Genomic DNA, 21,885 nt, shown 5'->3' with positions numbered 1-21,885 from the left:
CGATGAAGCACCTCTCGCGCTTTCCTTCACTCCACGCCACGCTCAAGCTGCTGCTCGCCACCCTGTGGCCCATCTGCGCCCACGCCATCGTGGTGGGCGACAACTTCACCGGCACCAGCGCCCAGTTGAGCTGGCAAGTATATGGCGGCGCCTGCATGACAGCCGGCAACGGCAGCGGCTCGATACCGGCCTGCGGCACCAAGGACCCAAGCGGCAACGCCCAGGTGGGCGGCTATAGCGGCAGCATGCCGGATGGCAATGGCTACGGCGCGTTACGGCTGACCAATAGCTCCAACTACCAATCCGGCGCCATCATTTACAACAATCTGTTCCCGTCCACCAGCGGCCTGCAGGCGACATTCACCACCTACAGCTACGGCGGCGATTCCGGCGGCTCGGCCCGAGACGGCGCCGACGGCATGAGCTTCTTCCTGCTCACGGGCATTCCCAACGCCGTCGGTTCATTCGGCGGCAGCCTGGGCTATAGCTGCTCCAATTCAAACCCTCCTTACAACGGCATTCAGGGCGGCTTTCTCGGCTTGGGCATGGACGAATACGGCAACTTCCCCAATTCCGGCGACAATACCTCCAGCGGCCCAGGCGCGACGCCCCAGAACATCTCCTTGCGTGGATCGGGATCAGTCAATGCAACCGCATTGGCTGCGCAATACGGCGGCACGTTCTCTTCCTCAAGTGTCCAATCAATTTGCCAGAATGGCGGGTTTTATCAGAATAGATGGAGCTCAAGTTGGACGAATGTGCAGAACTACCCGTTCATCCCAATTTCTGGCGTCAGCAACGGGGTCTACCAACTCCCCAGCAACAAGCCCATGGCCATCGAATCCACCACCTCGCGCAGCAAGGCGGTGCCCATCACTTACAAGCTGATTATCACGCCGAACAATCTGCTGAGCTTGTCCTACAGCTACAACAACGGCTCGTACACTAATGTTATTTCCAACTTCGACATCAATACCAGCGGCACCAGCGGCGCGTTGCCGACCAACCTGACCTTCGGTTTCGCCGGTTCCACCGGCGCCAGTCGCAACGTGCATGAGATCGCCTGCTTCCAGGTGCAGCCGTTTACCCAGTCGGCCAGCTCCAGCGGCCTGAACATCCAGCCGACCACCAAAATCAGCGCTGGCACCCAGCAATATGCAGCCTTCTACCACCCGGACAACTCCTGGGGCGAACTCGCTGCCTACCCCCTGCTGGTGAACACCAACAATGGCCAAGTCACCGTCTCCACCACGCCTAATTGGGACTCTTCCTGCGTCTTGACCGGCGGCACATGCAGCGCCACCGGCGTCAGCAATATGACGGCGCAAGGCAGCGGCAGCCGCGCCATTCTTAGCTGGAGCGGGAGCCAGGGCATCCCTTTCGAATGGGCAAACCTCTCCAACAGCCAGCAGAATACGCTGAACAGCGATGGCAATGGCCAGACTCGCCTGGCCTATCTGCGCGGCGACCGCAGCAATGAAATCAACACGCTGGCGGTAGGCCTGTTCCGCGATCGCACCAGCGTGCTGGGCGATATCGTCAACAGCAGCCCGGTGTGGGTGGGCGCGCCGCAAAACAAATATCAGAATGTCTGGACCGACAATCTCTACCCCAGCGCAAAAATGCAAGAGAACGGCAGCGGCGCCCAGACCTACGGCAGCTATCAGAGCAGCAACGCTACCCGCGCCAACATCGTCTACAGCGGCAGCAACGATGGCATGCTGCATGGCTTCCGCAGCGGAGCCTATGATGTAAACGGCAACTTCAACACGACCCCCACCCCCAACGACGGCCAGGAAGTGATCGCGTACGTGCCATCCGTAACGCTGGCCAACACGCTGCAATTCAGCAACCCCACCTACGCTCACCAGTATTTCGTCGATGCCACACCGGTGGCGGATGACCTGTATTTCAACAACAGCTGGCACACTTGGCTGATGGGCGGCCTGGGTGCCGGGGGCCAGGCGCTCTACCTGCTGGACATCACCAACCCGTCCAATTTTTCCGAAAGCAACGCGTCCAGCCTGGTCATCAGCGAGATCAGCAACGCCACTATCAGTTGCGTGAACAACAGCAATTGCGGCAGCGATCTCGGTTACACCTATGGCACGCCGGTCATCACTCGCTTTCACAACGGCCAATGGGGCGCGATTTTCGGCAATGGCTACGCCAGCAGCAACGGCCACGCAGTGCTGTTCATCATGCTGGTCAACAGCAGCGGCAGCCGCAGCTTCTACGAACTGGATACCGGCAGCGGCCCCAGCAACGACCCATCCGGCGGCGGCAATAAGAATGGGATCTACTACGCCACCGCAGTGGATCTGGACGGCGACAACATCACCGACTACATCTATGCCGGCGATCTGTTCGGCAACGTCTGGCGCTTCGATGTCACCAGCAACAGCCCATCTAACTGGATCGTCTCCCAATACGGCACCGGCAAGGCCGCGCCGCTGTTCACGACGCAACACACCAATTGCACCGGCGTCAAAGGCGCCTGCACGCCCAGCTTGCAGCCCATCACCAGCAAGTTGCTGGTCACCGCCATCCCCACCGGCAACAGCAGCCCGCGCGTTCTGGTCAGCTTTGGCACCGGGCAGAAAATCCCGTTCACCTCCTCCTCGCCCGACATCTACGCCAGCGGCACGCAAAGTCTTTACGGGGTGTGGGACTGGGACATGACTGGCTGGAATTCGCTGGTTGGCAGCTCCGCCTACTACGCTACGACCGTTTCTGGCGGTCAGACGCTAGGCTATGGCAACCTGACCGCCCAAACCGTCACCGGCTCCTTCAATTCGACCTTATCCAGCGTGCAGGGCTACCGCTCACTGTCGAACAATACTGTGTGCTGGCAGGGCAACAGCGCCTGCACGCCCAGTACCAGCAATACCAGCTATGGCTGGTATCTGAACCTGCCGGGCAGCGGCGAGCAAGTGGTCTATAACCCGGTCTTCACCGCCGGCACCCTCAGTGTCAACACCACCATCCCGCCCAATAACAACCCAGCCACCTGCACCGTCAACTCCGCCAGTACCTTCTTGATGACACCGAACATCACCACCGGCGGCGCCACCCAGACATCGTTTTACGCCAACGACCAAGGCACCTTCGGCGGCATCAACGGCAGCGTGATCAACGGCATAGCCGTGAATATGGCCGGCAGCCCCAGTCTCATCAACTACCAGAACCGGCTCTATGCTACCGGCAGCAGCATCACCGGTGGACCGGTAACCAATCCACCCCAGGTCAACCCAGCGGCCTTCAATCTGCACACCCGGCTGAACTGGATAGAATTGCGCTGAAACGGCACAAGGAAACACATCGTATGCGGCACCCGCAAAAACACAGCGGCTTTTCCCTGATCGAACTTGTCATCGCCATGGCAGTGCTGGCCATCCTGGTCGGCGTCGCCGTGCCCGCTTACACCAGCTTCATCCAGCAGTCCAACCGCAGCACGGCCAAAACCGCGCTGCAGGATCTGGCCACGCGCCAGGAAAGCTATTACACGCTGAACAATACCTACGCCAGCCAGCTCACTTCGCTGAACTACGCCAGCGGCACGGTCTACGTGCCGGGCGGCGGCAACAATCTGTACGCGTTATCCATCGCTAGCGCCACGGCATCGCTCTTCATTTTGCAAGCCGTGCCCCAAGGCGCGCAGGCCAAGGACACCAGCTGCTATACCTATCAGCTGGATAATCAGGGCAATCAAAGCAATCTGACGGCCAGCAATGCGGTGATCGCGACACCCAACAGCTGCTGGTAACACCACAACAAAAACGGCGCCCACTGGGCGCCGTTTCACATGGCAGGCAAGCAGGCTCAGTCGGCCAGCAGCTTGTTCACCACGTCAACATACTCTTGCATCGCGGCATCGGCAGTCTTGCCCTTCAGCTTTTCCCAGGCGTCGAACTTGGCGCGGTTGATGAAGTCCATCATGCCCGGGCGCTCGCCGCTGGCGTCGCCGTCGGTGGCTTGCTTGTACAGCGCGTACAGCTGCAGCAGGGTCTGGTTGTCCGGACGCTCGGACAGGGTTTTCACATCGGCCTGGGCCTGGGTAAACAGGGTCTGCAGATCAGACATGGCGTTTCCTTTGTCGATGAATCCGGGGCGGTTGTCCGCCCCTGTGGTGTTAGCCCCCCGGCATGCGCCGGGACGGTGGACAATTTAGCATGAAGCGTTTCAGCGCGACAGTGCCGGCGCAGGCGCGGGGTCCGCTTGCGGCTCTATGCGTATCCGTTTGTAGCTTTTGACCGGACGGCCATCCTTGATGCCGGGCTGATACCAGGCGGCATGGAAAGCCGGGGCGATGGCGTCGGCCAAGGGCTTGGGCGCCTCACCCTCGAAACGCACCGCGTCCACCTGTCCGGTCTCGCTGATGAAGACCAGCAGCGTCAACGGCTGCTGCGGGCCACTCCAGGCCACATCGGGCAAGGTGATGGCGCTGCGCTCTTCCGCCAGCCGCTCCAGCTCGCGCGCCGGATAATAGATGTCCGCGCCCAAACGCAATCGGTCCCCTTCCGCGGACAGTTTCTGCTGTGTCGCGCCTGCCGGCGCGGAAGCGGGGGACTGCGGCGGCGCCAATACAGGGGCGGGAATGGAGGCGCGCTCGCGCAATGCCGCGGCGCTCTCCAACGCAGGCGCGGCCACGGCGCGAACCCGCACGGTCAGCGCATCCGTCGCGCCGCCATTCGGCTGCCCCGGCCGCAGCGGTAGCCACAGCAATGCGGCATGCGCCAGCATGGACAACCACAACGCCAGCAGCAGCTTTTCCGCCATGTTCCAGGGCCGCAGCCTGATTCTCACAACCGTCGCTCCGCCCCTGAAAACACAGCCGTTCAGAACAGATTTACTTGGCGCTCAGCAGCTGCTCGATATCGCTGCCGTCGATCGCGCCCGGCACCAGGCGGCCGTTCGGGAAGATCAGCGCCGGCGTGCCGGTGACGCCCAGCTTCTCGCCCAAGGCCTGGATCTTGTCCAGCGCCGAGGTATCGCAGTTGTCCGGGCCGGTCAGCGGCTTGCCGTCGCGCATGAAGGCGGTCCAGGTGCCTACCTTATCGGTCGAGCACCAGATCTGCTTGGACTTGCGCATCGCGTCCGGGTGCAATTGGGTCAGCGGGTACAGGAAGGTGTAGATGGTGACGTTGTCGATATCCTTCAGGCTCTCGCGCTCCAGCTTCTTGCAGAACGGGCAATCCGGATCGGTGAAAACCGCCATCTTGCGCTCGCCCTTGCCGCGCACGTCCTTGAAGGCGTATTCGAGCGGCAGGGAGTTGAAGTCCACCTTGGACAGCTCGGCCATCTTCTTCTCGGTCAGGCTTTCCTTGTTCTTGGTGTCGATCAGGTCGCCGACGAACAGATAGCTGGCATCGCTATTGGTGTACACCACCTGCTTGCCTTCCACCACCAGCTCATAAATGCCCTTGACCGGGGTGGCGCTGACGCTCTTGACCTGCTTATTGGGAAAATGGCTGAGGAAAGCCTTCTTCACATCGTCCAGATTGCCGCCGGCAGCCTGCGAGCAGGCGGCCAGGGACATCAGCATGGAGCTGGCCAGCGCCAGCGACTTCAATTTGGTTTTCATCAGCTAAGGTGTCCTTGTGGGAATTCAGTATCCGATCGCCTGCCGCGCCAGCTGGCGCTTCAGCGGCGCCAGACGATTGGTCAGCGACAGGCCGGTATTGCGCAACCAGGGCAGGCCCGGCAGCCTGGCCTGGAACAGACGGTACAGGCTATCGCAGCCAAGTTGCATCGCCGCTACGGCCTCGCGCCGCTGTCGTTGGTGCCGACGCAGCAGCATCCAATCGCCGCAGTCCGGCGCGCGCTGCAAGAGCGCGGCCAGTTGGGCGGCATCCTGGAAACCCAGGTTGACGCCCTGCCCCGCCAGCGGATGCACGGTATGGGCGGCATCGCCCACCAGCGCCACCCGCTCGGCCACCACGCTCTCCGGCCGGATCAGCCGCAACGGGAAGGCCGCCGCCGGCGTCAATGTCTCGAAGGCGCCCAGCACCCCGCCGCCGGCGTCCGCCACGCGCAGCGCCAGTTCGGCAGGCGACAACTGCAGCAGCGATGGCGAATCAGAAGTGGACCACACCATGGAGATTCGGTTCCCCGCCATCGGCAACCAGGCCAGGATGTCATCGCCGAGGAACCATTGCCGCGCCACGCCGCCATGCGGCTTTTCGCAGGCGAAGTTGGCGACGACGCCGCTCTGGCCATAAGGCTTGACGTCGGCCGAGAGTCCCAGCTGGCCGCGCACCCAGGAGTTGGCGCCATCGGCGCCGACCAGCAGCTCGGCGCGCAGTTCGCGGCCATCGTCCAACGTCAGGCGCGCCTCGGCCGGCGTGGTGGCGAGCCCCTGCGCCGAGCCAGTCAACAGTTCCACGTCGCTGTCCTGCAGACTACGCCACAGCGCCGCCAGCAGCCAGCGGTTTTCCACGATCCAGGCCAGCGCGTCGGCATCGGCGTCGGCAGCGGAGAACTCGATGCGCCCGCCGGCGTCGCCGCGCACATCCATCGCCGCGATCGTGCCGACCCGCTCCATGCCGGGCCAGGCGCCCAGGCCTTCCAAAAAACGCCGGTTGGCCGGACTCACCGCGTAGACGCGGGCGTCCCAGCCCTGCTCCAACGCCTCAAAATCCGGATGCCGCCGCTCCAGCAGCGCCACTCGCTTGCCTTCGCGCGCCAGCGCCAATGCCAGACTGGCGCCGACCAGGCCGCCGCCGACGACGATGACTTGATATTTGTCGTAACGCATGGCTTATCCTTGCACGCCGAACACCAGATGGCCGGCGAATTTGCGCCTGAGCGCAGGCAGCGCGTCCAGCGTGGTCATGCCGATGCCGCGCAGCGCGTTCTGCAATGGATGGTGGCCGTCGAACAGCTTGATCAGGCCGTGGGTGAAACCAACCACCGCATGGCTGTCCAGCCTGCGCGCGGCGGCATATCGCTTCAGCGCGCGCGCGTCGCCGGGATCGCCCGCCCCCTCCAACGCCTGGCACAAGCCAACGGCGTCGCGCAGGCCCAGGTTCAGGCCCTGCGCCGCCACCGGGTGCATGGTTTGCGCCGCATTGCCGATCAAGGCCACGCGGCCGCTTACCACCTGGTTGGCCTGGCGCAACGCCAGCGGGAAGCTGGCGCGCGGGCCGATGGACAGGATGCGGCCCTGGCGCTCGCCGAAAGCCTGCTGCAGCGACTCGCGCAGCGCGCTCTCGTCGGCGGCCACCAAGCGCTCGGCGTCATCTTGGCTGCGCGTCCACACCAGCATGTAGCGCTCGCCATGCGGCAGCAAGGCGAATGGGCCGTCGTGGGCGAAGCGTTCGTAGGCCACGCCCATGGGCGGCCGCTCGGTTTCCACCTCGGCCAGCACCGCGCACTGATGATAATCATGGGTCCGACGATGGATGCCCGGCAGCGCTTCCGCCAGCGCGCCGCCTTCGGCCAGCGCCACCAGCCGGGCCGTCAGCAGGCGTTTGCCCTGCGGCGTCTCCACCTCGACGCAGGCATACTGGCTCAGGCTCTTCACCGACGTCACCCGCGCCTGCCACAGCACCTGCACGCCTGCGCGCGCCAGGGCGCGGGACAGGCCAGCCACCAGCGCCGGGTAATCCACCACCGCGCCCAGGTGCGGCAAACCGAGGTCGGACTTGTCCAGCCGGGTACGGCCGCAACTGCCCTGCTGCGACACATGAACGGTGTCGATGACGGTGGACGGCATGTCATCCGGCCAGGCGCCGGCGTCGGCCAGCAGCTCGCGGCTGTGCCAGGACAGGGCCAGCGCGCGGGCGTCGCGCACCTCGGCCTCCCGGGCACGCGCTTCGATCAGCAGCACGCGCCGTCCCTGCCGGGCCAGCCGCAGCGCCGCCAGCGCCCCCACCGGGCCTCCGCCGACAACCAGAACGTCGGCGTGTTCGCTGTTCATCGCATTCATATCATTCTCCGCGCATCAGCGCCTCGATCTCGGCTATCGTCTTGGGCGCCGCCGCGGTATACACCTCATTGCCGTCCGCGGTGACCAGCACATCGTCCTCGATGCGCACGCCGATATTGTGGAAAGCCGCCGGCACATCGTCGGCCGGCCGGATATACAGGCCCGGTTCGATGGTGGTGCACATGCCCGGCTGATAGCTGCGCCATTGGCCATGCAGCTTGCGCTGGCCGACATCGTGCACGTCCAGGCCTATCATGTGGCCGACGCCATGCATGTAGAAACGGCGGTACGCGCCGGATTCGATCACGCCATCCAGCGTGCCGCTCAACAAACCCAGGTCCAACATGCCTTGCGCCAGCACGCGCAGCGCGGCGTCGCCCGGCGCATGCCAGGCCGCGCCCGGCTTCACCGCGTCGATGCCAGCCAGTTCGGCCGCCAGCACCACCTCGTACACATCGCGCTGCGGCCCGCTGAAGCGGCCATTGGCCGGAAAGGTGCGGGTGATGTCGCCGGCGTAGCCCCGCAGTTCGCAACCGGCGTCGATCAGCACCAGATCGCCGTCGCGTATCCAGGCATCGTTGGCCACGTAGTGCAGGGTGCAGGCATTGGCGCCCGCCGCGACGATGGACTCATAAGCCTGATAGCGCGCGCCGCGGCCCACAAAGGCATGCAGCAGCTCGGCTTCCAGTTGGTATTCATGCATGCCTGGACGGGCGGCGCGCATCGCCTGGATGTGGCCGGCGGCGGAAATCTCGCCGGCGCGGCGCAGCAAAGCGATCTCGTCCTCGTCTTTGACCATGCGCATCTCGTCCAGCAGCACGCGCAGGTCGCCATAATGCGACGGCGGGCGCGCGCCGGAACGCGCCTGCGCGCGCACCGCTTCCAGCCAGGTATTGACGCGGCGGTCGAATGCCTCGTCATGGCCCAGCGGCCACCACAGTTGGCTGCGGTCGGTCAGCAGTTCCGGAATCCGCGCCGCCATCTCCGACAGGGCATAGGCCTCGTCGAAGCCGAAAACCTCGCGCGCGCCATCAGGCCCGTGGCGAAAACCCTCCCAAATCTCCAGCTCGGGATTCCGTTCGCGGCAAAACAGGATGGACTTGCCGCTGCGTCCGTCCAGCAGCAACACCGCTTCCGGCTCGGCAAAGCCGGTCAAATACAGAAAATGGCTGTCGGCGCGGTAGGGATAGTGGCAGTCGGCGTTGCGCACGGCTTCCGGCGCAGTGGGCAACAGAACGACGCCATCGCCGATCTGCGTCAGTAAACGGCGGCGGCGGGCGGCATGCGGCTGGGACATAGGGTGGCGGATTCCTGCGGCGGTGGTCGAAACGAATCAAGCCGCCAGTTTACACCTGCGGCGGCCTCGCCCCAAGCCTGCCGGGGCGTCGCGCAGCACATCGGCATGAAAAAACCCGGCATGGCCGGGTTGTTTGCCTCTATGGCGCGGGCTTATTCGCCGATGACGGCGGAGGTATACACCTCCTGCACATCGTCCAGGTCTTCCAGCGCGTCCAGCAGCTTCTGCATGCGGACGGCGTCGTCGCCAGTCAGTTCGGTCTCGTTCTCGGCCCGCATCGTCACTTCGCCCATCTCGGACTTGAAGCCCTTGGCTTCCAGCGCGTCCTTGATGTCGGTGAATTCGTAAGGGCCGGTGATCACTTCGATCGAACCGTCGTCATTGGTGACCACGTCCTCGGCGCCGGCTTCCAGCGCCGCTTCCATCAGCGCATCCTCATCCACGCCCGGGGCGAACACCAGATAGCCGCAGTGCTTGAACTGGAAGGCCACACAGCCGTCGGTGCCCATATTGCCGCCGTACTTGGAGAAAGCATGGCGCACATCGGCCACGGTGCGGGTCTTGTTGTCGGTCAGACAGTCCACCATCACCGCGGCGCCGGCAATGCCATAGCCTTCATAACGGCATTCCACATAGTCCACGCCTTCCAGCTGACCCGTGCCGCGCTTGATCGCGTTCTCGATATTGTCCTTGGGCATGGACTCGGCCTTGGCCTTGTCCACGGCCAGGCGCAGGCGCGGGTTCATGTTGACGTCGCCCCCGCCCATCTTGGCGGCGACGGTGATTTCCTTGATCAGGCGGGTGAAGATCTTGCCACGTTTGGCATCCTGGCGACCCTTGCGGTGCTGGATGTTAGCCCATTTACTGTGACCTGCCATATTTGCCTCTGTCTGTTGGTTTGGTTCTCGCCGAACCCAATCGTCAATCAAAAATCGCGATATTTTAACAGAAAGCGGCCGCGGACTACGAGATTCCGCGCTATTTGGCCTGCAGCATCCTGAGCATCATTTCAAAGCCGGCCCGATACATCTGCTCGATCACCGGCACCATCATCGGCAGCGTCAGATAGAGCGTGCCGAAACCAATCATGATGGTCAGCGGGAAACCGAAGGTGAAGATGTTGAACTGCGGCGCGGCGCGGGTCATCACGCCGATGGCCAGGTTGGTGATCAGCAGCGCGCCGATCACCGGCATGGTCAGGCGGATGCCCCACTCCACCATATGCGCGCCCCACAGCGCCAAAGCCTTGATGCCCTGAGCCGGCATCCCCATCCCGATAGGCAGCACGCGGAAGCTTTCCACCAGGGTGTGCAACACCACATGGTGGCCATCGAACGATAAAAACAGGAAAAACGTGAACAAAGACAGCATCTGCGACACCACCGGCACCTGGGCCGCGTGAACCGGGTCGAAGAACATGGCGAAACCCAGGCCGGTTTGCGCGCCGATGATGAAACCGGCTATTTCCACCGAGGTGATCACGAGGCGCATCACAAAGCCCATTGCCAGACCGATCAGCAGTTGCTGCAGCAGGATGGCGATGCCCTCAGCCGACACCAAGGGCACCGCTGGCAAGGGCGGCAACAAGGGCGCCAGCAAAACCGTCAGCATCAATGCGAACCCCGCCTTGAACGAGCGCGGCACGCCGCGATAGGCGAAGATGGGCTCCGTCAGGAACAAACCGACGATGCGCGCGAAGGGCCAGACAAAGACACTGACCCAGGCGTTGATCTCTACATCGCTCAGCGCCAGCATCAGCCAATCACATTCGGTATGCTCTGGAACAGTCGGGTGATGTACTCCATCAAGGTGTTCAGCATCCACGGCCCGGCCAGCACCAGCACCAGAAACATCGCCAGCAGCTTGGGAATGAAAGTCAGCGTCATTTCATTGATCTGGGTGGCGGCCTGCAGAATGCTGATCAGCAGGCCCACCAACAGAGAAGTCAACAAGACCGGCGCCGATACGATGATCAGAATGTACAGCGCATTCTGCATGATGCTGATGACCAATTCAGGACTCATGACTCTTCCTCCCGCCAGCCGCCCTTGGCCAGCAGCCAATTGTCTATCGCCACGCCTTGCCGGATGATCCGGTTAGGACGAAGCAGGCGGTAAGCCGCCCGCTCGAACACCGGACGGGACGCATGGCTGGCCCAGACGTAATACGCATTGACGCCCGCCGCCGTAGCCTGGCGCTCCAGTTCGACGATCATTCGGCCGCCCAAGCCGCGCCGGGCGGCCCACGGCGCGACATACAGCATGTCGAACTCGCCGTCCCGCTTCAGCCAGGCGAAACCTGCCATGCGTCCATCCGCCGCCATCTCCTTGCACGACCACGCATCGGCCAGCCGAGCTTGCCAGGCGCTAGCGATTTCCTCATCCCAGCCGCGCGCCGGTGCCCAGACCGCGCACTGCTCTTCAGTGTAAACCGTTCCGGCCAAGGCGCGGACGCTGGCTTGAAACAAGGCATGACACGCCGGCAGATCAGCCGCCGACAGCGCTTCCAACGGCATCGTCATCCCGTGTAAAAGCTCTGCACCAGCGAGCCCATCAGCAGCGTCCAGCCATCCACCAACACAAACAGCATCATCTTGAACGGCAGCGAGATGGTCACCGGCGACACCATCATCATCCCCATCGCCATCAGGATGCTGGCGACAACCAGGTCGATGATCATGAAGGGGATGAAAACCATGAAGCCGATCTGGAACGCGGTTTTCAGTTCGCTGATGGCGAAGGCCGGCACCAGCGTCTTCATCGACACGTCTTCCTTGGTCTGCGGTTTTTCCGATTGAGAGATCTCGATGAAGAAAGCCAGGTCCTTCTCCCGGGTCTGGCGCAGCATGAAAGCCTTCATCGGTTTGCTGGCTTCATCCAACGCCTGGTTGAAGCTGATCTTGTCGTCGGAAAACGGCACCCAGGCTTTGCTGTAGACCTGATCGAAAGTCGGCCCCATGACAAACAGCGTCAGAAACAGCGCCAAACCGACAATCACCTGGTTAGGCGGCGCCTGGGTGGTGCCCAGCGCCTGCCGAAGCAGCGACAGCACGATCACGATCCGGGTGAAGGCCGTCATCATCAGCAACATGGCCGGGATGAAGGTCAACGCCGTCATGAACAACAGCATCTGCAGGCTGAGCGAGTAATTCTGCCCGCCGCCCGCCGCCGGCGAACTCGTCATCAGCGGCAGCCCCGCCGCCGCATCGGCCAGCAACGGCAACAACAAAGCCCCGCTGGACAGCAGGGCGATCACCAACTTTTTCTTCATGATTTGTCCCGCTGCCCCTGCCCGCCGCGGCTCTTGTCCAGCGCAGCCTTCAACCAGCGGGCGAATGGCTCCGCCGGTTCAGTCTGGGGCTGGTCGGCGCCTTCCGGCCTGGGCATCTTGCTGAGCAGATTGACCTGCTGCGGCGTCACGCCCAGCACCAGCCACTCGCCTTCCAGTTCGACGATCACCACCCGTTCCTTCTGGCCTATCATGGCGCCGCCGACCACGCGCACCCGGCCCATGCCACCCAGCATGCCGCCGGACAAGCGCTTGAACAGCCAGGCCACGCCGACAATGGCTCCCAGCACCACCGCCAGCCCCAGAATCACCTGCAACAGGCTGGCAAAAGGCGACGGCGCAGGCGGGGCCGGCGCTTGCGCCGCCAGAGCCATCGCCGACCAGGCCAAACCGGATGCGCCCAGCAAGGCGCGCGAGGGATTCGGCATGATCCTCATTTCTGCAAGCGGCGAATGCGCTCGGCCGGCGTAATGATGTCGGTCAGGCGAATACCGAACTTGTCGTTGACCACCACCACCTCGCCCTGGGCAATCAGGCAGCCATTGACCAGAACGTCCATCGGCTCGCCCGCCATCCCGTCCAGCTCCACCACCGAGCCCTGCGCCAGCTGCAACAGGTTGCGGATGGCGATCTTGGTGCGGCCCAGCTCCACGGTCAACTGCACCGGAATGTCCAGAATCATGTCCAGATTCTGCTGCGTGCCGCTGGCCGCGGCCGCCGTGCCCAACTCCTGGAACAAACCTTGCGCCGGCACCGCCTCCGGCGCTTCCGCCGGCTGGCTGTCCGCCACCTCCTGTTCCGCCATCGCGGCGGCCCAGTCGTCCATCGAGACTTCTTCCTCAGCGCCTGCCGCGCCGCCCTGCAGCTCTTCTTCGCTCATTGCTCTTTATCTCCCGGCAGCTCCAAGAACTCGTTCGCTCCCGCCAAAATCTTTTCCACTTTCAAGGCATAACGGCCCTGTACCGTGCCGTAACTGGCTTCGAACACCGGAATGCCCGACACATCGGCTTCCACCCGCTCCGGAATCTCCACCATCACCACATCCCCCGCCTTCAGGTTCAGAATCTGCCCCAGGGTCACCTTGGATTGGGCCAGCGTGGCCACCAGCTCCACCTCGGCCGCCTGCACCTGATGCGTCATCAGGTTGACCCAGCGGTTATCCACTTCTGTGCGGTCGGCCTGCATCGTGCTGGACAGCAGATCGCGGATCGGCTCCACCATGGAGTACGGCAGACAGATGTGGAAATCGCCGCCGCCCGCGCCCAGCTCGATATGGAAGGTCATCGCCACGACCACCTCGGTCGGCGTGGCGATATTGGCGAACTGGGTGTTCATTTCCGAGCGCAGATAGACAAACTCAATCGGATGCACCGGCTCCCAGGCCTTCTGGCACTCCGCAAACACCACCTCCAGCAGACGGTGAATGATGCGCTGCTCCGTCGGCGTGAAATCCCGCCCCTCCACCCGTACGTGGTAGCGGCCGTCGCTGCCGAACAGGTTGTCCACGATCAGGAACACCAGATCCGGATCGAAGATCAACAGGCCCGTGCCGCGCAGCGGCTTGACATGCACCAGGTTCAGGTTGGTCGGCACCACCAGGTTGCGGATGAATTCGCTGTATTTCTGCACCCGCACCGGCCCCACGGAGATTTCCGCGTTGCGACGGATGAAGTTGAACAGGCCGATGCGCAGATTACGGGCAAAACGCTCGTTGATGATCTCAAGCGTCGGCATGCGGCCGCGGACAATGCGCTCCTGCCGGCCAATGTCGTAGCCGCGGACGCCTGAGGCATCCTGGCCTGCCTCGTCATCTTCGTCCTCGCCGGAGACGCCTCGTAATAGCGCGTCTACCTCTTCCTGGGACAGGATATCGTCGCCCATGGCGCTTACTGCTTCTGAATGATGAAGGAAGTGAAGAGGACGCTATCGACAACGGGATCCTCGCCCGCGTCCATCGCCTCGTTGATGATCTGCTTGACCTGCGCCTTGAGCTTGACCTTGCCGTCGGCGGTACTGACCTCAGCGGCGGTTTTGGACGACAAGAGCAAAATGACCGCGCTGCGGATCTTGGGCGCATAATCGGTGAATTTCTTCTTGGCCTCTTCGTCCCCCAGCTCCGCCTGCATGTCAACCTGCAACAGGCTACCGTCATTGCCGGCCAGATTGACCACGAAAGTGTCAAGTTTTTCGAAAATCGGCGGACCTTCGTGTTTTTTCTTCGGTTTTTCCTTGACCTGCTCAGTCTGCGCCCCAGCTTGCGGCTTGCCCATGCTGGTGAACATATACGCGGCCAGCCCGCCCACCGCGACCAATAGCAGAATCAGCAGCACAATGACGATCAGCATCAGCTTGTTGCCGCCGCCTCCTGCCTTTTTTTCCGCCTTATCCGCCTTTTTTTCGTCCGACATATGTTATGACCTGTTCTTTTATGGAGTGCCTAGTGAAATCTTAAACGATTTCCCCCCCATATTTTCCAGTTTTCTCGGGCGGATGAACAGTGTCGTAATCAAATACGATCAGGCAAATATACTGAGTATGCCGCGCGCGGCCTTGATCGAGGCCAGAGCGTCCACGCCATCCACCTCGGGGAGGCCCGCATCCTGGCGGCCGCGCTTCTGCTGGAATGCCTGTTGCTGCTGGCCGGAATTGCCGCTGGAAACCTGAGAGTCGGTCAGTTGGATGCCGCTTGAAGACAGCATGGAACTGAGGCGGTGCATATTGTTTTCCAAAGCTTCGCGGGTAGCGGGCACCGCCGCGGTGAACAAAACTTGCGCCTGATCCGTGCCGTTCATCTTCAAGGTGATCTCAATCGGCCCCATCTGCGGCGGGTTCAACTGAATCTGCGCCTTGTCCATTTTCAGGCTGACCATGCTCAGCACTTGCTCCCCCAGCGCTTTGCCCCAATTGGGATCGTTCAGCGTCTGCGGCAAGGTCAGCTGCGGCATATTGGCGCTGGCCGCCGCCTGCGCTTGATTGCTCTGCTGCGGCTGCTGCAATTGCTGCAGCGGCAAGAATTGCGCGGCGGTCTGATCCGGGTCCGGCAATTTTTGCTGGCTGCTCTGCCAGTTGAACCCCTGCTTGCCGACGGGCAGCAGCAACGTGGGATCTACCTTGGGAGTCGCTTGCTGAGCCTGCAGATCCTGTATCGGCAAATGAGTGGCGGACGGTTGCGCCAACAAGTCCTGCACCGGCGCCTTGTCTTGTGTCTGTTGAGTCGGCTGCTGCGCGGGCGTCACTGGCGCCTGTTGCAACTGCAGCGCCGCCAGCAAAGGCATGGCCAGCGCGGCTTGCGCAGAGGCGTCTCCGGGCGAGGCATTGGGCTTGTCATCATCAGGCTTGCCCGCTCCGGTGCCGCCATCACCCAGCCCCGGCAACAGGCTGCCGATCGCGCTCATCTGCACGCCAAGCAGGCTGGCGAACAGATTTCCGGCCGCTCCTTCGGCGGCCCCTCCTGCGGCGGCGGAAGAGCCGCTGGGGCCGGACGCGCCGCTGGCATTGGCAACTGGCGTAGTGACGATGATGGTCATGATCAAGCCTCGACTGGGTATTAGCCACCCGTTCAAAGCAAGGAGCGTGCCAGATCAGGCATCCTCGCCGTGCGTCTTATCCCAGAATTGCCGAGTAGCAAACTCGTCGGTGCGCCTTTGTTCGCGCTTGGCCTCCAGTTGCGCCTCGCGCTCGCGCTCACGCTGCAGCAGCTTTTCATAGGCCTTGAATTTTTTGTATTCGTGCTGCCAAGCTTGCCGCTCCAGCATGAAGCGCTGGGTGCAGCGATCCACATCCTGCCGCTGCTGGATCATGGCTTCATCCAGCCGGGACAGGAATCGATGGAAGTCCTGATACTGGATCACCGACATGCCCTTGCTGCCGCCCGTCACCAGCCGCTGGCGATATTCATTGCGAAAATCGTCCAACTGCGTCAGCCGCATGTGAGCTTGATTGAGGCTGTTCTGCGCCAGGCTCATCCGTTCCGCCGCCGACTGCTGCCTTTCGTCGGCCAGCCTAACCAGCAGCAGATACTTGCTTTCCGCCATGGATCAACCTCAGACCAGCACGCTCGCCAATTGCTCGCAGCAGGAGGCGTAGTCGTGCGATTCATGCATAGGCTGGGTCAGGAAACCCACCATGGGCAAATGGCGCCGCATCGCATCGTCCAGAACCGGATCGGAGCCGGCGACATAGGCGCCCACGCTGATCAGATCGCGATTGCGCCGATAGCGCGAATACAATTGCTTGAAGTGGCGCGCCATGTCCATTTGCTGTTGCGGCACGATGTCGACCATCACCCGGCTGATCGATTGCTCGATGTCGATGGCGGGGTAATGCCCCGCCTCGGCCAGATCGCGCGACAACACGAAGTGGCCATCGAGGATGGCGCGCGCCGAGTCGGCGATCGGATCCTGCTGATCGTCGCCCTCGGACAACACGGTATAGAAGCCGGTGATCGAACCGCCGCCTTCCTCGCCATTGCCGGCGCGCTCGATCAATTGCGGCAAGCGGGCGAAAACGGACGGCGGATAGCCCTTGGTCACCGGCGGCTCGCCAATGGCCAGGGCGATCTCGCGCTGCGCCATCGCATAACGGGTGACCGAATCCATCAGCAGCAACACGTCCAGGCCCTGGGCGCGGAAATATTCCGCCAGCGCCGTGGCGTAGGCCGCGCCATGCAGCCGCATCAAGGGCGGCATGTCGGCCGGCGCCGCAACCACCACCGAGCGCGCGCGCCCTTCGTCGCCCAGGATGTTGTCGATGAAGTCCTTCACCTCGCGGCCCCGTTCGCCGATCAGGCCCACCACCACCACGTCGGCCTTGGTAAAGCGGGCCATCATGCCCAGGAGAACCGATTTGCCGACCCCCGAGCCGGCGAACAAGCCCAAACGCTGGCCCCGCCCGACGGTCAACAGGCCGTTGATGGCGCGCACGCCGACATCCAGCACATCATGCACCGGGGTGCGGTCCAGCGGGTTGATCGGTTGGCTGTAAAGGGGGTACCAGGCATCGGGATGGATGGGGCCCAAGCCATCCAGCGGCCGCCCCAGAGAATCCAGCACGCGGCCCAGCAGGCTGAGGCCGACCGGCACCTGGCGGCCGACGGAGAGATCGGCGCGCGCGGCACCGCGAGCATGCCCGTACATCGGCGGCGCATGCGAAGCCAATGGCAACACCGGCGTGCCGGGCAGCAAGCCGTGAACATTGGTCAAAGGCATCAGAAACACTTTGTCGCCGGCAAAGCCAACCACCTCGGCCTCGACCGCCTGATCGTCGGCCAGCATCACCCGGCAGGCACTGCCCACCGGCAGCTTGATGCCCACCGCCTCCATCACCATGCCGGTGACGCGCACCAGCCTGCCGCAAGGCTGCCACAACGAGGCCGAGGCCGCAGCCTCGCCGCAGGCGTCCAGCCAGGCGCGTTGCCGCTCAAGCAGACCGCTGCTCATCCCCCGCCTCCAGCCCTAAGGCCCGGCTCAAGGCGGCCAGGCGGGTTTCGACGCTCATGTCCAAGCGCGCCGACGCGGTATCGATGACGCATCCGCCGCGCGTGATCGCCGGATCTTCTATCCACTGCCAAGCCGTCTCCGGCGTTTCCTGCTGCAAGAATTCGCGCGCCACTTGCACATCGGCCGGATTGACGCGCAAGCGGGCCGTGGCAAGCGTGGACGGCAAGTCCGCCAGGGCCGATTGCAATAAGGGCAGCAAAGCCTGCTTGTCCTGCAGCAACTGCTGCTGCATCAACTTCTGCGCCAGTTGCCAGGCCAATCGCAACACGTCCTGGGCCAGTTCTTGCTCGACGCGCGCCAGCTCCGCGGAAAAACTGCCCGCCATCGACTGCAGAGACTGCCAGGCCTCATCCAGCCTGGGCTGCAGCTCGGCCCGCGCCTCGGCCGCGCCCTGCTCGCGCCCGGCTTCCATACCCTGCTCGAAACCCTCGGCGCGGCCCGCCTCCAGCCCCGCATCATGCCCGGTCTGCCAGGCTTCCTGATGAATGGCTTCCAGCTCGGCCGCGGTCGGGTAGCTCAAGGCCGGCTCGTCTTCCGGCGCCGCGTCCTCGGCCATTTCAGCCTGCTCGGCCATGGCCTCGGCCTCGGCCAGCGGCACTGGCGCCGCAGACTCGGCCTCGCTGGCCGCGATCCGCTCCGCCAGGCTGGGCCCGGGCTTGCGCATCTGCGCCATCGCCACCAGCTGGGCGGGAGACAGCGCCTGGGTAAACCCATCCAGCGAGGCCGGACTCCAACTGCTCCAGCTTTCCAGCTCTTCGCCGGGAATGATGGGATTATTCGACGAGGCCTTCATCACCGCCCTTGCTGCCTAGCACGATCTGGCCGTCGTCGGCGAGCTTGCGCACCACCTTGAGGATTTCCTTCTGCTCGGCCTCGACTTCGGACAGCTTGACCGGCCCCTTGGACTCCAGGTCGTCGCGCAACATTTCCGCCGCGCGCTGCGACATATTACGGAAGATCTTTTCCTTCAGCTCGTTGCTGGTGCCCTTCAAGGCGATCACCAGCGAATCAGACTGCACCTCGCGCAGAATGGTCTGGATCGAGCGATCGTCGACATCGAGCAGGTTTTCGAACACGAACATCTTGTCCTGAATCCGTTGCGCCAGCTCCGGATCGTATTCGCGGATATAGCCAAGGGCGGAGGCCTCGACATTGCCGCCCATGAAATTGAGGATTTCGGCTGTGAGCCCCACGCCGCCGGACGCGCTCTTCTTGATGCGGTCCGAACCGGACAACAGCTGGGTAAGCACGTCGTTCAGCTCGCGCAGCGCCTGCGGCTGCACCCCTTCCAGGGTGGCGGTGCGGATCAGCACCTCGTTGCGCATGCGCTCCGGGAAGAATGACAGGATGGAGCTGGACAAGTCCGGCTCCAGATGCACCAGAATCGTGGCGATGATCTGCGGGTGTTCATGGCGGATCAAATCGGCGGCGGAGGACGGGTCCATCCATTTCAGGCTTTCGATGCCGCTGTGATCGTTGCCCTGCATGATCTTGTCCAGCAGGTTGGCCGCCTTGTCCGGCCCCAGCGCCTCCACCAGCACATTGCGCAGGTATTCGTCGGAAGCGCCGATGCTGGCGCGGGCCTGGCACTCCTGCCGGAACTGCTCCACCACGTCGTCGATCTGCTCATAGCTGAGGTTGTTGATCGCCGCCATGGCCAATGAAATCTTCTGCACCTCTTTCGGCCCCAGGTACTTGAATACCTCGATCGCCTCGGCCTGTCCCAGGCTGAACAGCAGGATGGCGCTTTTGCGAATGCCGTTATCACTCATCGGAGCTGATCCATTCCTTGATGATCTGAGCCGCCATGCGCGGATCGGACTTCACGATCTCGCGCACCGCTTCCAGATTGGTGCTGTACTGGCGCCGCTGCGCTTCGCGCGGATCTTCCGGCGCGCCGCTGCCAGCCATGCCGGCAGCCATCTCGCCTTCTTCGCCCTCTTCTCCCGCCACGCCCAGCAAGCGGCCGCCTTTGGCACCTGCAGCGCCCTCGGCTTCGCCCGGCGCCGGCGGCGGCTTGACCAGATCGCGCATGATGGGACGCACCACGCCAAACAGCAGATACAACAGCGCTATCGCCAGCAAGCCATACTTGATCAGGCTGGTGCCGTTGCCGGTGACATAATCGACCACCCGCTCCTGCACGGTAACCGGCTGGGCATTGTCGGCGAAGGCGGCGTTGGCGACATTCAGCGTATCGCCGCGGCTGGCGTTGTAGCCCATCGCCTCTTTGACCAGATTGTTGATCTGCTGCACTTCCTGCGCCGTCAACGGCGTCGGCTTCATTTCGCCGTTCTTGTCCGGCATGCGCCGGTAGTTCACCACCACCGCGGCGGACAGCCGCTTGACCACGCCAGTCGGCACCTTGGTGTGCTGGATGGTTTTGTCCACTTCGTAATTGGTGGTGATGTCGCGCTGCAAAGTGCCGCTGGCGCTGACGCTCTGGCCGGATAGATTGGCCGTGCCCGGCGCGGCGCCCGGCGGCAGCGTGATGGGCGCCGACGCCGCAGATGGGGGCTGATTGGACAAGGCGCCCGGCACGCCGCTGGGCAGGGCGGAGCCATTGACCAGCTTTTCGCTGATCTGCTGGCTGCGCGTGGCCGACGGGTTGGGGCTGGAGTTGGGACGGTAGGTCTCGGACGTCTGCTCGATCTCGGAAAAATCGACATTGGCCGTCACCTGGGCGCGCGCGTTGCCCTTGCCGAATATCGGCTCCAGGATGTCTTCGATGCGCTTGACGTAGCCTTCCTCGATCTGGCGCACGAATCCCAGCTGGCGCTGATCCAGCCCGGAGTTTTCATCCGCGCCCTGCTGCTTGGACAACAGATTGCCGTCTTGATCGACGATGGTGACGTTCTTCAAGGTCAGATTGGGCACCGAGCTGGACACCAAGTGCAGAATGCCGGCCACCTGGCCTGCATCCAACATGCGCCCCGGATACAACTCCAGCATCACGGAGGCGGTGGGCGGCTGCTGCTCCCGCACGAATACGCTCTGTTTGGGCGTAGCGATGTGCACGCGGGCGCTCTGCACCGAGGAAATCGCCTCGATGGTGCGCGCCAGCTCGCCTTCGATCGAACGCTGATAGTTGACCTGCTCGGCGAACTGGCTGATGCCGAACTTCTGGTTGTCCATCAACTCGAAGCCGACGCCGCTGGCCTTGGGCAAGCCCTGCGCCGCCAGTCTCAGCCTGACGTCGTAGACCTTGTCCGCAGGAACAGAGATCGCGCCGCCCTCGCCCAACTGATACGGAATGTTCATTTGCTGCAGCGCAGCCGTAATCTGGCCGCCATCGCGATCAGCCAGATTGGAAAACAAAACCTTGTAAGAGGGGGTGCGATTGAGAACGACAGCGCCGACGACGACGGCGAAAATGGCCGCCAGCGCCGTCAGAAACAGGATTTTTTTATTGCTTGGCAAGGCCTTGAAGCGGTCTCCCGCTTCATTCAAACGAGCGCGCCAAACAGGAGTTGCGTTTTCTTCTGCCAGATCAGCCATACGGTGGTATTAGGTTGAGGTCCACCGCCGCCCAATCTGTGGATCCGACAGCGTTAGACTTGGGTATTCATGATTTCCTGATAGGCGCTGACTAGTTTATTGCGCGCCTGAACCATGGTCTGGAACGACAGGCTGGCTTTCTGCAACGACATCATCACGTCCTGCAGATTGACTTCCTTGTTGTCGCCCAGCTGAAACTGCTTCTGCATTTCCTCCGAAGTCTGCTGCGCCGAATTCACTTGGTCTATCGTCGACTTAAGCACGTCGGAAAAGTCGACTTGCGGCGTCTGCTGCGCGGCCTGCGGCTGCTTGCCCCCAGCTAACGCCGCGGCGCTTTTCAGTTCGCCCAGCAACTGGTCGATATTGTTTGACAT

Annotated in this window: 24 protein-coding genes; 2 read left to right on the top strand and 22 right to left on the bottom strand. The window is 62.9% G+C overall.

Features of this window, described 5'->3' with window-relative positions; translation table 11 throughout:
- Window positions 1-2 precede the first annotated feature (2 nt).
- On the top strand, window positions 3-3,302 hold the full coding sequence (locus JHD59_RS02745; RefSeq protein ID WP_199153051.1) for a pilus assembly protein: 3,300 nt from the start codon (window positions 3-5) through the stop codon (window positions 3,300-3,302).
- A 23-nt stretch (window positions 3,303-3,325) separates the two neighbouring features.
- Window positions 3,326-3,766 (top strand): type IV pilin protein, encoded by a 441-nt coding sequence (locus JHD59_RS02740; RefSeq protein WP_103321993.1) that lies wholly within the window; start codon window positions 3,326-3,328, stop codon window positions 3,764-3,766.
- Window positions 3,767-3,822: 56 nt separating this feature from the next.
- Here JHD59_RS02740 and JHD59_RS02735 read toward each other — a convergent pair whose 3' ends face one another.
- The 22 genes from JHD59_RS02735 to fliE form a co-directional block, all read right to left on the bottom strand.
- Complete coding sequence (locus tag JHD59_RS02735; protein WP_043628524.1) at window positions 3,823-4,083, bottom strand: acyl-CoA-binding protein; 261 nt, start codon at window positions 4,081-4,083, stop codon at window positions 3,823-3,825.
- A gap of 99 nt (window positions 4,084-4,182) precedes the next feature.
- Window positions 4,183-4,806 carry a hypothetical protein gene (locus tag JHD59_RS02730; RefSeq protein ID WP_199153050.1) on the bottom strand — a complete coding sequence of 208 codons (624 nt, stop codon included), beginning with the start codon at window positions 4,804-4,806 and terminating at the stop codon, window positions 4,183-4,185.
- Between the two features lie 43 nt (window positions 4,807-4,849).
- On the bottom strand, window positions 4,850-5,584 hold the full coding sequence (locus JHD59_RS02725) for a DsbC family protein (RefSeq protein ID WP_103321938.1): 735 nt from the start codon (window positions 5,582-5,584) through the stop codon (window positions 4,850-4,852).
- 24 nt (window positions 5,585-5,608) lie between these two features.
- A complete protein-coding gene (locus JHD59_RS02720; protein ID WP_199153049.1) occupies window positions 5,609-6,757 on the bottom strand; it encodes a UbiH/UbiF family hydroxylase in 1,149 nt (382 codons plus the stop codon).
- Between the two features lie 3 nt (window positions 6,758-6,760).
- Window positions 6,761-7,930, bottom strand: coding sequence for an FAD-dependent oxidoreductase (locus tag JHD59_RS02715; RefSeq protein WP_199153048.1), 1,170 nt, complete (start codon window positions 7,928-7,930; stop codon window positions 6,761-6,763).
- Window position 7,931: 1 nt separating this feature from the next.
- Window positions 7,932-9,227: an aminopeptidase P N-terminal domain-containing protein gene (locus JHD59_RS02710; protein WP_199153047.1), complete on the bottom strand. Its 1,296-nt coding sequence runs from the start codon at window positions 9,225-9,227 to the stop codon at window positions 7,932-7,934.
- A gap of 152 nt (window positions 9,228-9,379) precedes the next feature.
- Window positions 9,380-10,105: a YebC/PmpR family DNA-binding transcriptional regulator gene (locus JHD59_RS02705; protein WP_103321942.1), complete on the bottom strand. Its 726-nt coding sequence runs from the start codon at window positions 10,103-10,105 to the stop codon at window positions 9,380-9,382.
- Between the two features lie 100 nt (window positions 10,106-10,205).
- A complete protein-coding gene (fliR, locus tag JHD59_RS02700) occupies window positions 10,206-10,982 on the bottom strand; it encodes a flagellar biosynthetic protein FliR (RefSeq protein WP_199153046.1) in 777 nt (258 codons plus the stop codon).
- Complete coding sequence (gene fliQ, locus JHD59_RS02695; RefSeq protein ID WP_043628515.1) at window positions 10,982-11,251, bottom strand: flagellar biosynthesis protein FliQ; 270 nt, start codon at window positions 11,249-11,251, stop codon at window positions 10,982-10,984. The genes fliR and fliQ overlap by 1 nt, the downstream gene beginning before the upstream one ends.
- Window positions 11,248-11,742, bottom strand: a complete 495-nt coding sequence (locus JHD59_RS02690; protein WP_233163862.1) for a GNAT family N-acetyltransferase — start codon at window positions 11,740-11,742, stop codon at window positions 11,248-11,250. The genes fliQ and JHD59_RS02690 overlap by 4 nt, the downstream gene beginning before the upstream one ends.
- Window positions 11,743-11,744: 2 nt before the next feature.
- On the bottom strand, window positions 11,745-12,497 hold the full coding sequence (fliP, locus tag JHD59_RS02685; RefSeq protein ID WP_304490768.1) for a flagellar type III secretion system pore protein FliP: 753 nt from the start codon (window positions 12,495-12,497) through the stop codon (window positions 11,745-11,747).
- Entirely contained in the window at window positions 12,494-12,943 is a 450-nt protein-coding gene (gene fliO / locus JHD59_RS02680; RefSeq protein WP_103321994.1) for a flagellar biosynthetic protein FliO, read from the bottom strand. The genes fliP and fliO overlap by 4 nt, the downstream gene beginning before the upstream one ends.
- A gap of 5 nt (window positions 12,944-12,948) precedes the next feature.
- The gene (gene fliN / locus JHD59_RS02675) at window positions 12,949-13,395 is read right to left on the bottom strand and encodes a flagellar motor switch protein FliN (protein ID WP_233163861.1); all 447 of its coding nucleotides are present in this window, start codon (window positions 13,393-13,395) and stop codon (window positions 12,949-12,951) included.
- Window positions 13,392-14,396 (bottom strand): flagellar motor switch protein FliM, encoded by a 1,005-nt coding sequence (gene fliM, locus JHD59_RS02670; RefSeq protein ID WP_103321947.1) that lies wholly within the window; start codon window positions 14,394-14,396, stop codon window positions 13,392-13,394. Before fliM ends, fliN begins: the two co-directional genes overlap by 4 nt.
- A gap of 5 nt (window positions 14,397-14,401) precedes the next feature.
- Window positions 14,402-14,923, bottom strand: coding sequence for a flagellar basal body-associated FliL family protein (locus JHD59_RS02665; RefSeq protein ID WP_043628505.1), 522 nt, complete (start codon window positions 14,921-14,923; stop codon window positions 14,402-14,404).
- Window positions 14,924-15,031: 108 nt separating this feature from the next.
- Entirely contained in the window at window positions 15,032-16,042 is a 1,011-nt protein-coding gene (locus JHD59_RS02660; RefSeq protein ID WP_199153044.1) for a flagellar hook-length control protein FliK, read from the bottom strand.
- Window positions 16,043-16,096: 54 nt separating this feature from the next.
- Complete coding sequence (gene fliJ, locus JHD59_RS02655) at window positions 16,097-16,549, bottom strand: flagellar export protein FliJ (protein WP_103321949.1); 453 nt, start codon at window positions 16,547-16,549, stop codon at window positions 16,097-16,099.
- A 9-nt stretch (window positions 16,550-16,558) separates the two neighbouring features.
- Window positions 16,559-17,953 (bottom strand): flagellar protein export ATPase FliI, encoded by a 1,395-nt coding sequence (gene fliI / locus JHD59_RS02650; RefSeq protein WP_103321950.1) that lies wholly within the window; start codon window positions 17,951-17,953, stop codon window positions 16,559-16,561.
- Complete coding sequence (locus JHD59_RS02645) at window positions 17,934-18,806, bottom strand: FliH/SctL family protein (protein ID WP_199153043.1); 873 nt, start codon at window positions 18,804-18,806, stop codon at window positions 17,934-17,936. The genes fliI and JHD59_RS02645 overlap by 20 nt, the downstream gene beginning before the upstream one ends.
- Window positions 18,787-19,785 carry a flagellar motor switch protein FliG gene (gene fliG / locus JHD59_RS02640; RefSeq protein WP_199153042.1) on the bottom strand — a complete coding sequence of 333 codons (999 nt, stop codon included), beginning with the start codon at window positions 19,783-19,785 and terminating at the stop codon, window positions 18,787-18,789. Before fliG ends, JHD59_RS02645 begins: the two co-directional genes overlap by 20 nt.
- Window positions 19,778-21,397, bottom strand: coding sequence for a flagellar basal-body MS-ring/collar protein FliF (gene fliF / locus JHD59_RS02635; RefSeq protein WP_233163866.1), 1,620 nt, complete (start codon window positions 21,395-21,397; stop codon window positions 19,778-19,780). The genes fliG and fliF overlap by 8 nt, the downstream gene beginning before the upstream one ends.
- Window positions 21,398-21,564: 167 nt before the next feature.
- Window positions 21,565-21,885 (bottom strand): flagellar hook-basal body complex protein FliE, encoded by a 321-nt coding sequence (gene fliE, locus JHD59_RS02630; RefSeq protein ID WP_103321954.1) that lies wholly within the window; start codon window positions 21,883-21,885, stop codon window positions 21,565-21,567.

Source organism: Chromobacterium sp. ASV23 (assembly GCF_016428945.1).
GTDB lineage: Bacteria > Pseudomonadota > Gammaproteobacteria > Burkholderiales > Chromobacteriaceae > Chromobacterium > Chromobacterium sinusclupearum.
This window is presented reverse-complemented; position numbering and strand designations above follow the sequence as displayed.